This is a genomic window from Kouleothrix sp. 19917, from assembly GCF_057073505.1.
Map to the genome: position 1 here is coordinate 6,119,579 of NZ_CP097099.1, position 12,930 is coordinate 6,132,508.

At 64.6% G+C, this 12,930-nt stretch carries 12 protein-coding genes; all 12 read left to right on the top strand.

Annotated features, from left to right (window positions below):
• Positions 1-48: 48 nt before the first annotated feature.
• The 12 genes from M1P90_RS24710 (at position 49) to M1P90_RS24765 (ending at position 12,892) form a co-directional block, all read left to right on the top strand.
• Complete coding sequence (locus M1P90_RS24710) at positions 49-786, top strand: AzlC family ABC transporter permease (protein WP_483698193.1); 738 nt, start codon at positions 49-51, stop codon at positions 784-786.
• Between the two features lie 215 nt (positions 787-1,001).
• Positions 1,002-1,319: an AzlD domain-containing protein gene (locus M1P90_RS24715; RefSeq protein ID WP_483698194.1), complete on the top strand. Its 318-nt coding sequence runs from the start codon at positions 1,002-1,004 to the stop codon at positions 1,317-1,319.
• Positions 1,320-1,378: 59 nt separating this feature from the next.
• Complete coding sequence (locus tag M1P90_RS24720; RefSeq protein ID WP_483698195.1) at positions 1,379-2,644, top strand: MFS transporter; 1,266 nt, start codon at positions 1,379-1,381, stop codon at positions 2,642-2,644.
• 247 nt (positions 2,645-2,891) lie between these two features.
• On the top strand, positions 2,892-3,305 hold the full coding sequence (locus tag M1P90_RS24725) for a PaaI family thioesterase (protein ID WP_483698196.1): 414 nt from the start codon (positions 2,892-2,894) through the stop codon (positions 3,303-3,305).
• Positions 3,306-3,428: 123 nt separating this feature from the next.
• The gene (locus M1P90_RS24730) at positions 3,429-4,520 is read left to right on the top strand and encodes a DUF711 family protein (protein ID WP_483698197.1); all 1,092 of its coding nucleotides are present in this window, start codon (positions 3,429-3,431) and stop codon (positions 4,518-4,520) included.
• 274 nt (positions 4,521-4,794) lie between these two features.
• Positions 4,795-5,784, top strand: a complete 990-nt coding sequence (locus tag M1P90_RS24735; RefSeq protein ID WP_483698198.1) for a 2-hydroxyacid dehydrogenase — start codon at positions 4,795-4,797, stop codon at positions 5,782-5,784.
• The gene (locus M1P90_RS24740) at positions 5,774-6,619 is read left to right on the top strand and encodes a GNAT family N-acetyltransferase (protein ID WP_483698199.1); all 846 of its coding nucleotides are present in this window, start codon (positions 5,774-5,776) and stop codon (positions 6,617-6,619) included. Before M1P90_RS24735 ends, M1P90_RS24740 begins: the two co-directional genes overlap by 11 nt.
• Before the next feature lie 428 nt (positions 6,620-7,047).
• On the top strand, positions 7,048-8,547 hold the full coding sequence (locus M1P90_RS24745; RefSeq protein ID WP_483698201.1) for an ATPase domain-containing protein: 1,500 nt from the start codon (positions 7,048-7,050) through the stop codon (positions 8,545-8,547).
• Positions 8,537-8,917, top strand: a complete 381-nt coding sequence (locus tag M1P90_RS24750; protein WP_483698202.1) for a response regulator — start codon at positions 8,537-8,539, stop codon at positions 8,915-8,917. The genes M1P90_RS24745 and M1P90_RS24750 overlap by 11 nt, the downstream gene beginning before the upstream one ends.
• 54 nt (positions 8,918-8,971) lie before the next feature.
• Complete coding sequence (locus M1P90_RS24755; RefSeq protein ID WP_483698203.1) at positions 8,972-10,165, top strand: PAS domain-containing sensor histidine kinase; 1,194 nt, start codon at positions 8,972-8,974, stop codon at positions 10,163-10,165.
• Positions 10,166-10,275: 110 nt separating this feature from the next.
• On the top strand, positions 10,276-11,184 hold the full coding sequence (locus M1P90_RS24760) for a DMT family transporter (RefSeq protein WP_483698205.1): 909 nt from the start codon (positions 10,276-10,278) through the stop codon (positions 11,182-11,184).
• A 487-nt stretch (positions 11,185-11,671) separates the two neighbouring features.
• Positions 11,672-12,892, top strand: a complete 1,221-nt coding sequence (locus tag M1P90_RS24765) for a class I SAM-dependent methyltransferase (RefSeq protein ID WP_483698206.1) — start codon at positions 11,672-11,674, stop codon at positions 12,890-12,892.
• Positions 12,893-12,930: the final 38 nt, after the last annotated feature.

The following is a 12,930-nucleotide window of genomic DNA, read 5'->3' on the forward strand; positions in this document are numbered from 1 at the left end:
ACGCGCAAGCCCACTCGAAATTTGGCATCGCAATACGGTAAAGGCACTATGGCAAGCGAATCTCCTGCGATCCCGGCCAGCGCCGCGCCCGGCGGCGACACCTTTCGCGCCGGCTTTCTGGCTACCCTCCCGCTCTGGCTTGGCGTTGCGCCCTTTGGCGCGATCTATGCGGTAAGCGCGCTCGCTGCTGGTCTTTCGCCCGCCCAAACGCTGGCGATGTCGCTCTTTGTGTTTGCGGGCGCGTCGCAGTTCACGGCCGCGGGCCTGTTTGCAGCCGGCGTCGCCCCGCTGACGATTGTGATCACCACGCTGGTCATTAATGCGCGCCACCTGCTGCTGGCCGCCGCGCTTGCGCCACACGTGCGCCGCGCCAGCCCGCTTGCGCGCGCGGGCATTGCCGCACAGCTCACCGACGAAACCTTTGCCGTGGGCATGCGCCGCTTTCTGGCGGGCAAGGGCAGCCCAGCATACCAGTTCGGCGCGAACATCAGCCTGTATTTGATCTGGCAGCTCAGCACCATCGGCGGCATGCTGCTGGGCGCGCTCATCCCCGACCCGGCCACGTACGGCCTCGATCTTGTCTTCCCACTGACCTTTATTGGCCTGCTGGTGCCGCTGCTGCGCGACCGCGTGAGCGGGCTGGTGGCCGCGCTGGCGGCCGCGCTGACGCTGGCTGGCGCGATGCTGCTGCCGGGTAGCTGGTACATTCTGATCGCCGGCATTCTCGCCAGCGGTGTAGGCGCGTGGCTCACGCGTGGGCGTGGTATGCGGAAGGAAAAAGAATGAATCTGCCAGCCCTGCAGACACAGCGGCACGGAGGGTTTCAGGTTTGAAGGTTGCAGGTTGGCAGGTTCTTGCGCCTGATGACTGGGTTTAGGGATTGTGGCCGTCATCTTATCACCCTTTCACCCTTTCACTCGCTGCCTTCTTCAACCTGCGAACGTGCAACTTGCCAACCTGCTAACAATATATTTCGCACTCAACACTCCCAACGAGGCGTTATGACGATCTGGCTGACAATTCTGGGGATGGCGCTGGCAACCTACGCCACGCGCGTCACGGCCATGCTGGCGCTGCGCGGCGAGCTTGCGCCCTGGCTGCAACGCTGGCTGGGCTACGTGCCGGCTGCCGTGTTTGTCGCGCTGATTCTGCCGCCGCTGCTGCTGCATGAGCAGAACGGCGCGCGTCTGCTGGCGCTTGGCCCGGCCCTGCCCGCCGGCATCGTCGGGGCGCTGGTGGCCTGGCGCACGGAAAATGTCCTGCTCACGATCATCGCCGGGTTGCTGGCCTTCTGGGCGCTGCGCTGGCTCGGCATGTAAGATTCATGCGGGTTTTGCACACCTCATGTGGATAAGTTCTGGAAATGTGGAGAACGACCGTGCAGAAACTGTTTGGCTCGCGGCTGCACTACGGCTGGGTGGTGGTTGCCATCACCGCGCTGACCCTGATCATCTCGGCGGGCGTGCGCTCGGCGCCCGGCGTGATGGTGGTGCCGCTGGAACACGATATGGGCTGGAGCCGCGGGGCGATCTCGCTGGCGGTGTCGATTGGCCTGCTCTGCTACGGGCTTACCGCGCCGCTGAGCGGCTGGGTGATCGACCGGATCGGGCCGCGCCTGGTGATCCTGCTGGGCCTGGTAGTGATTGCGGCCAGCATGCTCGCCAGCGCGTGGATGACGAGCATGTGGCAGCTGAACTTCTTCTGGGGCGCGCTCAGCGGCGTGGGCACAGGCATTGTGGCGCTGGTGCTGGGCGCAGCGGTGGCGAACCGCTGGTTTGTGGCGCGGCGCGGCCTGATCACCGGTATTTTTGGCGCGTCGACTTCGGCCGGCCAGCTGATTTTTTACCCGCTGCTGGTCTGGATGATCGAGGTGTATGGCTGGCGCACCAGCACGCTGGTGATGGCGGCCGCCGCTGCCGTGCTGATCGTCCCGGTGCTTCTGCTGATGCGCAACAGCCCGGCCGATGTGGGCCTGCAACCCTATGGCGCAACCGCCCTCCAGCCTGGCGCGTCGGCCGCGCCCGCCGCAGAAGCGGAGCGGGGCGTTATGCGCCGGGCGCTGGTGACGCCGGCCTTCTGGCTGCTGACGATCACCTTTTTCATCTGCGGCGCAACCTCGAACGGCCTGATTGGCACGCATTTCATTCCGCACGTTGGCGACCACGGTATTTCGCCGGGAATTGCGGCTGGCCTGCTGGCGATCATGGGCGCAATGAACTTTGTTGGCACGATCCTTTCGGGCTGGCTGACCGACCGCTTCAACCCGCGCAAGCTGCTGGCGTGGTATTATAGCTTCCGCGGCCTGTCGCTCCTGCTGCTTCCGTTCGTCACCAGCTACGCCGGGCTGACGGTTTTTGCCGTGCTGTTCGGGCTCGATTATATTGCCACGGTGCCGCCAACCACTGCGCTGGTGGCCGATACGTTCGGGCGCAAGCACGTCGGCACGGTGTTCGGCTGGATCTTCTGCGCGCACCAGATCGGCGCGGCTTCGGCGGCGTGGCTGGGTGGCCTCGCGCACGACCGGCTGGGCCACTACGGCACGGCCTTTCTGGTGGCGGGCGTGCTGGCAATTCTGGCGGGCGGGCTGGCGCTGCGCATTGGCTCGGCGCGCACGGCCCCGCAGCTTGATCCGTCGGCAGCATAAGAGGTTGCAGGTTGAATGTTGGAAAGTTCGCAAGTTGCTGCCGGGGCGTATACAATACGCCCCGGCATACTGCACACTGCCAACTGCCGACTGCACACTGCCGACTGCACACTGCCGACTGCACACTGCACACTGCCAACTGCCGGCTGCACACTGCCGACTGCACACTGCCGACTGCATACTGCCGACTGCACACTGCCAACTGCCGACTGCCGACTGCCGACTGCCTGCTGCTAACCGAGGAACTATGGAACTCGACCCCACCGCCATGAAGCGCATTGTGCAGGGTACGCTGGCCGAGCTGCTGGGCATTACGCTCACGCACGCCAGCCCTGAGCGCGTGGCCGGCTTCATGCCCATGCGGCCCGACCTGACGCAGCCGTTTGGTTTCATCCACGGCGGCGCGGTGATGACGCTGCTCGACACGCTGGCCGGGATTGGCTCGGCGCTGAATGTGCCGCCCGCCGAGAGCTTCACCACCGTCGAGTTCAAGGTCAACTTCCTGCGCAGCATTCGCGAAGGCAGCGTGACGGGCGAGGCGACGATTGTGCACCTCGGGCGGCGCACGCATGTGTGGCAGGTGGTCGCGCACGATGGGCAGGGCCGCCAGATGGCGCTGGCGACGCTGACGCAGATGATTATTGAGCGGCGAGCGAGTTAAGAGTTGTCCACAGATTACGCAGATTACGCAGATGAGAATTGCGAAAGTTAATCTGTGGTATCTGCGAAATCTGTGGATAAAACCGAGCTGCTTATAGCGTGCAATAGGAACGAAAGCAATCGCATGGAAATCCGAACCATCACAGCCGGTGCGAATGAGGCCGATATCGAGCGGGCGGCGCAGGCCGCCCTGGCTGCGCGTGAACGGCTCATCGCGGCTGGCTACGCGGTGCAGACGCTGCGGCTGGCGCTTTCGGCCACGGGCGCGAACCGCTGCGGCGATTTTGCCACCATTGCGCAGGGCGTTGAGGAGCAGGCGCTGGCCGCTGGCTTCGATTATGTTGCGATCAGCGTGGGCGATGCCGAGCGGCTGGCCGCCCTGCCCGACGCGATTGTCGCCACCGAGGCGCTGTTCGCCTCCGCGCCGCTCACCGGGCCGGACGGGCAGGTGCGCCCCGAGATGATCGAGGGCGCGGCGGCGGCAATCGCGGCGATTGGCGCGCGCACGGAAAACGGCTTCGGCAACCTGCGCTTCGCAGCAGCGGCGATGGTCGCGCCCGGCTCGCCATTCTTCCCCGCCGCCGCGCACGATGGCGGCGCGCCCTGGCTGGCGGTCGGGCCTGAGGCGGCCGCGCTGGCGGTTGAGGCAGGAAGCGATGCCAGCGCGCTCACGGCGCTGATCGAGCAGCACGACGCCCGTATCGGCGCGGCGCTTGCCGACGTGAAAACCGAAGGCGTGCAATTCGCCGGCTGCGACTGGTCGCTTGCGCCGCACCCCGACCCGGCGCGCAGCGTTGGCGCGGCGGTCGAGGCGCTGGCGGGCGTACCGTTTGGCGCGTGGGGCACGCTGGCGGGCGTGCGCGCGCTCACCGCCGCAATTCGCGCCGCCCACGTGACCCAGCTTGGCTTCAGCGGCGTGATGCTGCCGGTGCTGGAAGATGCCATCCTTGCGCAGCGCAATGCCGAAGGGCGCTACACGCTGCGCGACCTGCTGGCATTCAGCGCGGTCTGCGGCACTGGGCTCGATACCATTCCGCTGGCGGGGGATGTTGCGCCTGCTCGTATCGCGGGCGTGCTGCGCGAGGTCGCCACGCTTGCCGCCACGCTGCGCAAGCCGCTCACCGCGCGCTTGCTGCCCATCCCCGGCATGGTCGCTGGCGATATGACCACCTTCGACTTCCCGTATTTCGTGAACACGCGCGTGATGGACGTGTAAGCCCGATTTATCAGGACGCCGGGAATTTGTACCACGAAGGCACGAAGACACGAAGGCTTTCAGAATACGCTAAAATCCTGATATCCTGGTATTTATTTGAACGCCATTGCCGCAGATTTTTCCTTGCTTTATTGGGATTGCAGAACAGATTGATTGTTCATATATTAGCGCGAAACGCCTTGTATTGCGCAAAACGCATCGGCCTTCTGCGCCCTGCCAACTGCAAACTGCTATCGTGCTCCTGACTCCTGAAAACTGAAACATGAGGCCCGCAATGCCCAAGCCCCAGGCTTACATCACCCGCCGCATCCCGCAGGCCGCAATCGATATTGTTGCGGCGGCGTGCGACTACCGCGTCTGGGAATCGGACGACCAGCCGGTGCCGCGCGACGTGCTGCTGCGCGAAGCCGCCAGCGCCGATGGCGTGCTGGCCATGCTGTCGGACAGGATCGACGGCGAGTTTGTGGCGGCCGCGCCGCGCTGCCGCGCCGTGGCAAATATGGCGGTGGGCTACGACAATGTGGATGTGCCGGCGCTCACGGCCGGTGGCGTGCTGCTGACCAACACGCCCGGCGTGCTTACCGACACCACCGCCGACCTGGCGTGGGCGCTGCTCATGGCGGCTGCGCGCCGCATCGTCGAGGGTCACAAACTGATCGAAGCCGGCGAGTGGAAAAGCTGGTCGCCCATGTTTATGGTCGGGCAGGATATCAGCGGCGCGACGCTGGGGATTGTGGGCGCGGGCCGAATTGGCTCGGCGGTGGCGCGGCGCGCGCGTGGCTTCGACATGCGCCTGCTGTACCACAACCGCCGCCCCGCGCCCGAGCTGGAAGCTGAAACCGGCGCGCAGTACCGCCCGCTCGACGCGCTGCTGCGCGAGGCCGATTTCGTGGTGGTGCTGGTGCCGCTCACCGCCGAAACGCGCGGCATGTTTGGCGCGCGCGAGTTCGCGCTGATGAAGCCCAGCGCCGTGTTCGTCAATGCCGCGCGCGGGCCGATTGTGCAAGAGCTGGAGCTGGCCGAGGCGCTGAAGCGCGGGCAGCCCGCCGCCGCCGGGCTGGATGTGTTCGAGCGCGAGCCGATTGGTGCCGACCACCCACTACTTGCGCTGCCGAACGTTGTGGCTGTGCCGCATATTGGCAGCGCGACCGTGGCCACCCGCGTGCGCATGGCCACCACGGCGGCGCGCAATCTGGTGGCGGCGCTCACGGGCCAGCCCGTGCCCAACCCCGTCAATCCGGAGGTGCTTGGGAATGGCGAATGAACTGCGCGCCCTGCTGCCCGCCGATGTCGAGGCGGCCGACGGTGTGCTGCGCGCTGCCTATGGCGGTGGCAGCCGCCGCGATCGGCTGGAACGCTACATGGCGCTGCAGCCCGACGGCTGGATGCTGGCCGAGGCCGACGGCGAGGTGGCGGGCGTGGCTGGCGCGATGCACTACGGCCCACTCGCCTATATCGGCCTGGTTGGTGTTAGCCCGGCCTTCCGGCGGCGCGGCATTGCCCTGTCGCTGATGCAGTACCTGCTGGCATGGCTGGCCGAGCGTGGCGATCCGGTGGTGGTGCTGGAAGCCAGCCCCTCCGGCGCGCCGCTGTACGAAAAGCTTGGCTTCATCGACGACGGCCACACCATCTCGTTCGAGTTCGAAGGGCCGCCGCGCCAGCACCCGCCCGCGCCGGGCGTGCAGCCGCTCACCCCCGCCGACCTGCCCGACATCGCCGCCTTTGACGCGCCAATTTTCGGGGCCGCGCGCCAGCCCGTGTTCGAGCTGCTGCTGCGCGAAGAGCCGGCCCGCGCCTTTGTGCTGCGCGATGGCGAAGGCCAGGTCGCCGGCTTTCTGTTCGCCCAGAGCGATAAGCTTGGCCCCTGGGCCGCCACAAGCCCCGCCGCCGCCGAAGCGCTGCTTGCTGCTGCGCTCGCGCTGCGCTACTCCGCAGGCCCCTACGTGCTCGCGCCCGGCAACAACCCCAACATTGCGCCGCTGCTTGTGCGCCACGGCTTTGTGGCCGTGCGCGCGCTTCGGCACATGCACCTCGGCGGCGACCGCTCGCCCGGCCAGGCCGAATTGCTGTATGGCCGCGCCAGCTTTGCCATCGGCTAAACGCGCCTGCCAAACCACCACCTCGCCGCACACGAACAAGAACCAAGAACCAGGAACTATAGCAGTTTGCAGTCGGCAGGATGCAGAAGGCAGCTGTATTTTCCGCACTCTACCACGCTTCTTTCCAGTGCATCTGTGGTCAATTGTTCTGCAAACGGCTATAAAAACCCAGACATCAGGAGCCGCAGACGCTCTTTTCATTCGTCAGAGTGCGGCGCAGCCGCATGGACATCTGGTATGGAGAGCAGATCGACTTCACAGCGGCCTGCCGAGCCTCGATTCGCCCTCTGCGATCTCGGTGTCTCTGTAGCCCTTCCTTTCCTGCTCGCTAAACAGTCGCAGCGCTGCGCCACCAACCCAGGCATGGTATACTGGTGTCCGCCCGAATGGAACCACACTGCCGCTACCTGGCCCCGAAAGGATCGTACGTGAGCCAACCCGACGAAGTAGCGCCCAACGCTGTGCAGCCCCTGGTGCGGCTGCCCAGTGGAGTGCCGGGCCTCGACCGAGTGCTGAATGGCGGGCTGTTCCGTGGTGGTATGTATATGATTATGGGGGCGCCAGGCACTGGAAAAACCGTTCTTGCGAACCAGATCTGCTTTAGCCACATCGCCGAGGGCGGCCGCGCCGTCTATGTCACCCTGCTGACCGAATCGCATACGCGCCTGCTGGCACACCTGCACGCCTTTAGCTTCTTCGATCAGGCGGTGGTGGGCGAAGACATTTTGTTCTTCAGCGGCTACAGCGTGTTTGTGCAGGAAGGGATGGATGGGCTGTACACTATGCTGCGGCAGACCATGCGCAGCCACCACGCCACGCTGCTGGTGCTCGACGGCCTGGATACCGTGCTGATGGGCGGTGCCACCGAGCTATCTTTCAAAACGTTTCTGCAGCGCGTCCAAACGCTTGGCGAACTTCAGCAATGCACCACGCTGCTGATCTCGCACCAGCCCACGCGCAACTCGTCTTCCGAGCAGATGATGGCCGACGGCCTGCTGGAGCTAACGCACTTCCATGTTGGCCTGCGCATGGCCCGCAAGCTCGAAATCTGGAAGCTGCGCGGCAGCGCCTATATCGAAGGCCGGCACCCGTGTGCTATCACCGACGATGGCATAATCATCTATCCGCGCACCGAATCGCTGCTGGAACAAAACGATGTGCCCGACAGCGTGCCGATGGGCGTGGTGGAATTCGATGTCTCGAAGCTCGATGCCATGCTCGGCGGTGGCCTGCCTGCCGCGTCGATCAGCATGGTGTTTGGCGGGCCGGGCACTGGCAAAACCGTTCTCGGCCTGCATTTTTTGTCCGCAGGCCTGGCGAAAGGTGAGCCCTGCCTGTATTTCGGCTTTCAGGAAACACCCTCGCGGCTTGTCAATAAGGCCGCCCGCCTGGGCATGAATCTCAGCAGCGACGAAGCGCATCGTCTGCTCACCTTGCGCTGGCACTCGCCGGCTGAAAATATCCCCGAGGCGCTGGTGAGCGAAATGCTGGACATCATCGACACTCAGCAGATCAAGCGCCTGTTTATCGACGGGCTCGACGACATTCTGACCATGCTGTTCGATCCCGACCGTGTGCATGGCTTTTTTGCTGTGCTGGCAAATGTGCTGCGCCAGCGCGGCGTTACCACGGTGTTTGCCATGGAAATGCGCAATGCCACGACTGGGCAAGTGGCAGCTCCGCGCATTGGCGTTTCGGAAACAACCGACAATATCATCTGCCTGCGCTCGCAAGAAGAAGGCGCCCAACTGGTGCGCTCGCTCTCGATCGTAAAAATGCGCGACGTGGGCTACGACCCAATAGCTCGCCCATTTGAAATAGCTACCAATCAGGGCATTATTATTGCTAATATGCCATTACGCATTGGAGCAACCTCAAATGCTTCTACAATGGTAGCCGATACACAGGCAGAGACACATGACCCCTAAGCTCGAGCAGGCCACGATTCTTGTTGTTGATGATGAACAAGCTATCGTGACATTGCTTGTTGATATTCTTACAGATGCAGGCTACCGAGTGATCACGGCGCGCAATGGCCGGGAAGCGCTTGCCTGCCTGGATCGCGAACGCGCCGATCTCATCCTTTCCGACGTTATGATGCCGGTGATGGATGGCCTTGCCCTTTATCAGACGGTGCAGGTATCCCCAGCCCTGCAATCGATCCCCATCATTCTTATGAGCGCAGTTGCATCATTCAACTCGCAAATTCGCGGTAACAGCAACACGCAGCTGATCACAAAGCCATTTGATCTCGATATGCTGCTTGCAACAATTGACCGCTACCTGGCCCAGCAGTAGAAAAGCGAATACTGCGCTTCCCTAAGCGGCACACACTTACCCATAAGCACTACTATGCGGAAGCGTCCACCGAATCCTAAGCTTCGCTCTCGCCGGCTGCTACAGCTGGCGCGCGCACAGGAGGCGCAAATCTTCCGTGCCAGCTGGGAGCATTGCGCCGACGCCATGGTTCTTTCCAACCAGCATGGCACGGTGCTGGCTGCCAACCCGGCCTATCTTGCGCTGCACGGCTTCCCAGCCGAAGAAGTGATCGGCAAGCATTTCAGCGTTATCTACCCGCCCGAGCGCCGGGCCGCTGCCAGGGAACGCTATGCCGAGATTTTCCGCACGGGCACGCTGCAGCCCATCTATGAAGCGCAGGTGCTGCACAACGATGGCCACATCCGTAATGTGGCGTCGCATGTCACCTTTATCTACGAACACGGCCAGCCGGTTGCGCTGCTCTCGATCACTCGTGACATCACCGAACAAAAAGCGCTTGAGCTTGCCTACACCGATATGCTGGCGCGCGAGCAGCACGCGCTGGCCGAGGCGCAGCGCGCGGTCAGTGTGCGCGATAATTTCCTCTCGATCGCGTCGCACGAGCTGCGCGGGCAGCTGACGATCCTGAGCGGGAATGCCCAGTTGCTCCACCGGCGGCTGAGCGCGCGCGAGCTTGCGCCCGCCGAAGCACAACTGCTGAAAATGGTGATCGACCAGACGAGCTACCTGACTGAGGCGCTCGACGGTTTGTTCGATCTTTCGCTGATTGAGCAGGGGCGCATTTCGCTGAATCGCATGGAGATCGATCTGGGCATTCTGGTGCGCCAGATCGTCGCCCGCGTATCGCCCACGCTCACCAAGCACACCCTGATCTGCGAAGCGCCACAAGAAACGCTCACCATTGAGGGCGACCCGATGCGGCTTGAGCAGGTATTCCAAAACCTTATTCAGAACGCTGTAAAATACAGCCCGCAGGGCGGGCGCATTCTTGTCGGTCTTGAGAAACATGGCCAGCGTGCGCACATTAGTATCGCTGACGAGGGCATTGGCATCCCAGCTTCAGCCCTTCCTCATTTGTTCAATCAGTTTTACCGCGCAGTAAACACACGCCAGCAGAATATCAGCGGTACCGGCATCGGCCTGTATGTGGCCAAGGAGATTGTCGCCTCGCATAACGGCTCGATTCGGGCGGCGAGCGTGGAAGGGCAGGGCAGCACCTTCACAATTGAGCTGCCGCTGGTTGCCAGTAACAGCGTGGCAGAATAGCGCCTCCTCACCCATATTTCACCGGTTTGTCCTGGCAAATTGTCCAGCATTGTCCCTCGGCTCGCCACGGGCCGGGTGATACAATGCGCTTTTCAGCCGGGAGAACATATATGCGCAATCTGGGTGTGTTGCTGCTGCTGGGCGCGGTGTGGGGCGCGTCGTTTCTGTTCATCAAGATCGGCGTGAGCGAGCTGGCGCCGGTTTCGCTGGTGGCCTTGCGCGTTGGCACGGCGGCGCTGCTGTTGCTGGGCCTTCTGTTTGCGCGTGGCCTGCGCCTGCCGCGCAGCTGGCGGCTGTGGGGCCATTTTGTTTTCACCGGCTTTGTTGGCCTGGTCGTGCCCTATATGCTGATCACCTGGGGCGAACAGTCCATCCCCAGTGGGATGGCCGCCATCCTCAACGCCACCACACCGCTGTTCACGCTGCTGCTGGCCTATGTCTGGACGCGCGAAGAAGCGCTTTCGGGGCTGCGGCTGCTGGGCGTGGCGATTGGCTTTGCAGGGGTGGTGGTGGCGGTGGGCGTGGAAGATCTCAATCTGTCGAACGCCAGCACGCAGGGCCAGCTGGCCGTGCTGGTGGCAGCCGCCGCCTATGGCGTGAACGGCGTGTATAGCCGGCGCGCATTTCGTGGCCTGCCGCCGCTGCTGCCCGCCACTGGCCAGATGACCACCGCCGCGCTGATGATCACGCCATTTGCGCTGGCCTCGCATGGCTTCCCTATGCCCTCGGCGCATGTCTGGGCTGCCGTGCTGGCGCTGGCGGTGCTGGGCACCGCGCTGGCGTATGTGCTGCTCTACTGGCTGATCGAGCGCGTGGGCGCGACGCGCAGCTCAATGGTGACCTACCTGCTGCCGCCGTTTGCGCTGGTGTATGGCGCGCTGTTTCTGGGCGAGCCAATCGCGCTGAGCGCGCTGGCGGGGCTGGCGCTGGTGGTGCTGGGCATCCTGCTGGCCAATGGCGTGATTCGCTGGCCAGCTGCGCGGCCGGCGGTGGCGCGCTCGGCGGCGAGCAAACAGTAAGGCGCTCGGGCCGCGCGGCCGCTGGGTGCGCTTGGGCCGCTGGGTTGCGCTATAAACTCGTAACACTCGAACGTGGTTTTGCTCGGGCCGCAAGGCCGCTGAGTTGCGCTTGGGCCGCGAGGCCGCCGCGATATCTGGGCTTCGAAGCAGTACCAGCTTGAACGCTTGTTGCTCGGGCCGCAAGGCCGCTGGGGCTGCCCGCCCCAGCACCCCGGCCGGGGCTATCGCCCCTGGACCCCAAAAAGAACGTGGCCGGCAAGCGAGATACCTTTTGTCATGCCTCCGTTGTGCTAAAAAGCTGGCAGTTGACGAGTAAACTGGTACTCGCTTCCGCCGTTGCCGCAAGGCATGATAACCTGAATATCAATCGATACCAGCGCTCTTTGCCGGAAGGGTTTCCCTAATCGGGGGTACGGGGGCGAAGCGCCCCGCAAAAAGCCAAAAGCGAATGTACTGGGGCACGAGCAAAGCGCCCACAAAATAAACAATGCAAGCTGATGCACTCGATACCTTTCGCTGGCTGCTGAGCGCCGAAGGGCAGCTGCTGCTCGCGGCGGCGCAGGGCGGCGACCTGAGCGACGCGGGGCGGCTCCGTGCGCTGGAATCGCTGCGCCGCCAGGCCGCGCCCGTGCGCGCCGCCGCCGCCTATGAGATCGCGTGGTTGCGCGCGCGCGCGGCTGCCAAGTTCGGCGGCGCGGCGGGCATGTACTTCACGCGCGAGGCGCTGGAGCAAGCCTCGGGCGAGCTGATCGCGGGCTACCGTGCCCGGCGCTACACGCCCTACGCGCGCGTTGCCGATCTGTGCTGCGGCGCGGGCGGCGATACGCTGGCGCTGGCGCGCGTGGCCGATGTGACGGCGGTGGATCGCGACCCGCTGCGCCTGGCGATGGCAGAAGCCAATGCCCGCGCCGCTAGCCTGGCTGGGCGCGTGACGACAACCCTGGCCGACCTTGAGCGCGAGCCGCCGCCTGCCGCTGATGCGATCTTCTTCGACCCGGCGCGGCGCAGCGCGGGCCGGCGCGTGTTTGCGCTGGCCGAGTACCAGCCGCCGGTGGCATTGCTGGCGCAGTGGCAGCAGCACACGCCCGCCATTGGCATGAAAGCCGCGCCGGGCGTGGCCGACGACGACCTGGATGCGCTCGTTCAACAGTTGGGCGGTGCGCCATTCGAGGCCGAGTTTATTTCGGTGGGCGGCGAGCTGAAAGAAGCGGCGATCTGGCTTGGCCCGCTCGGGCAGCCTGGCCGCCGCGCAACGCTGCTGGCGGCTGGCGCGCCGCCCCACACGATGTTCCGCGCCCACGGCGCTGCGCCGCCCGTGCCGCCGCTGACCGAACCGCAGGGTTATTTATACGAGCCCGACCCGGCCGTGATCCGCGCGCACCTCGTGGCCGAGCTTGCGGCGCAGCTTGGCGCGGCCCAGCTCGACCGCGAGATTGCCTACCTGACGGGCGCGCAGCCGCTGCCAACGCCCTTTGCGCGCTGCTGGCAGATCCACGAATGGCTGCCCTTCAGCCTCAAGCGGCTGCGCGCCCGCCTGCGCGCACTGGGCGCGGGCGCGGTGACGGTGAAAAAGCGTGGATCGCCGCTCGACACCGATGCGCTGGCGCGGCAGCTTTCGGGCGCGGGCGCGCAGCCGCTGGTAGTGGTGCTGACGCAGGTGGCGGGCCGCCCCGCCGCGCTGATCTGCAGCGGGCCAATCGCACAGTAACCCCACCTGCAGCCAGCCACCTCGGCACATGCGCCTGC

Excerpts from the sequence above, each read along its gene's own strand:
- M1P90_RS24710 (WP_483698193.1), top strand. The coding sequence starts at position 49 with ATGGCAAGCGAATCTCCTGCGATCCCGGCCAGCGCCGCGCCCGGCGGC.
- M1P90_RS24715 (WP_483698194.1), top strand. The coding sequence starts at position 1,002 with ATGACGATCTGGCTGACAATTCTGGGGATGGCGCTGGCAACCTACGCC.
- M1P90_RS24725 (WP_483698196.1), top strand. The coding sequence starts at position 2,892 with ATGGAACTCGACCCCACCGCCATGAAGCGCATTGTGCAGGGTACGCTG.
- M1P90_RS24730 (WP_483698197.1), top strand. The coding sequence starts at position 3,429 with ATGGAAATCCGAACCATCACAGCCGGTGCGAATGAGGCCGATATCGAG.
- M1P90_RS24735 (WP_483698198.1), top strand. The coding sequence starts at position 4,795 with ATGCCCAAGCCCCAGGCTTACATCACCCGCCGCATCCCGCAGGCCGCA.
- M1P90_RS24740 (WP_483698199.1), top strand. The coding sequence starts at position 5,774 with ATGGCGAATGAACTGCGCGCCCTGCTGCCCGCCGATGTCGAGGCGGCC.
- M1P90_RS24750 (WP_483698202.1), top strand. The coding sequence starts at position 8,537 with ATGACCCCTAAGCTCGAGCAGGCCACGATTCTTGTTGTTGATGATGAA.
- M1P90_RS24755 (WP_483698203.1), top strand. The coding sequence starts at position 8,972 with ATGCGGAAGCGTCCACCGAATCCTAAGCTTCGCTCTCGCCGGCTGCTA.
- M1P90_RS24760 (WP_483698205.1), top strand. The coding sequence starts at position 10,276 with ATGCGCAATCTGGGTGTGTTGCTGCTGCTGGGCGCGGTGTGGGGCGCG.
- M1P90_RS24765 (WP_483698206.1), top strand. The coding sequence starts at position 11,672 with ATGCAAGCTGATGCACTCGATACCTTTCGCTGGCTGCTGAGCGCCGAA.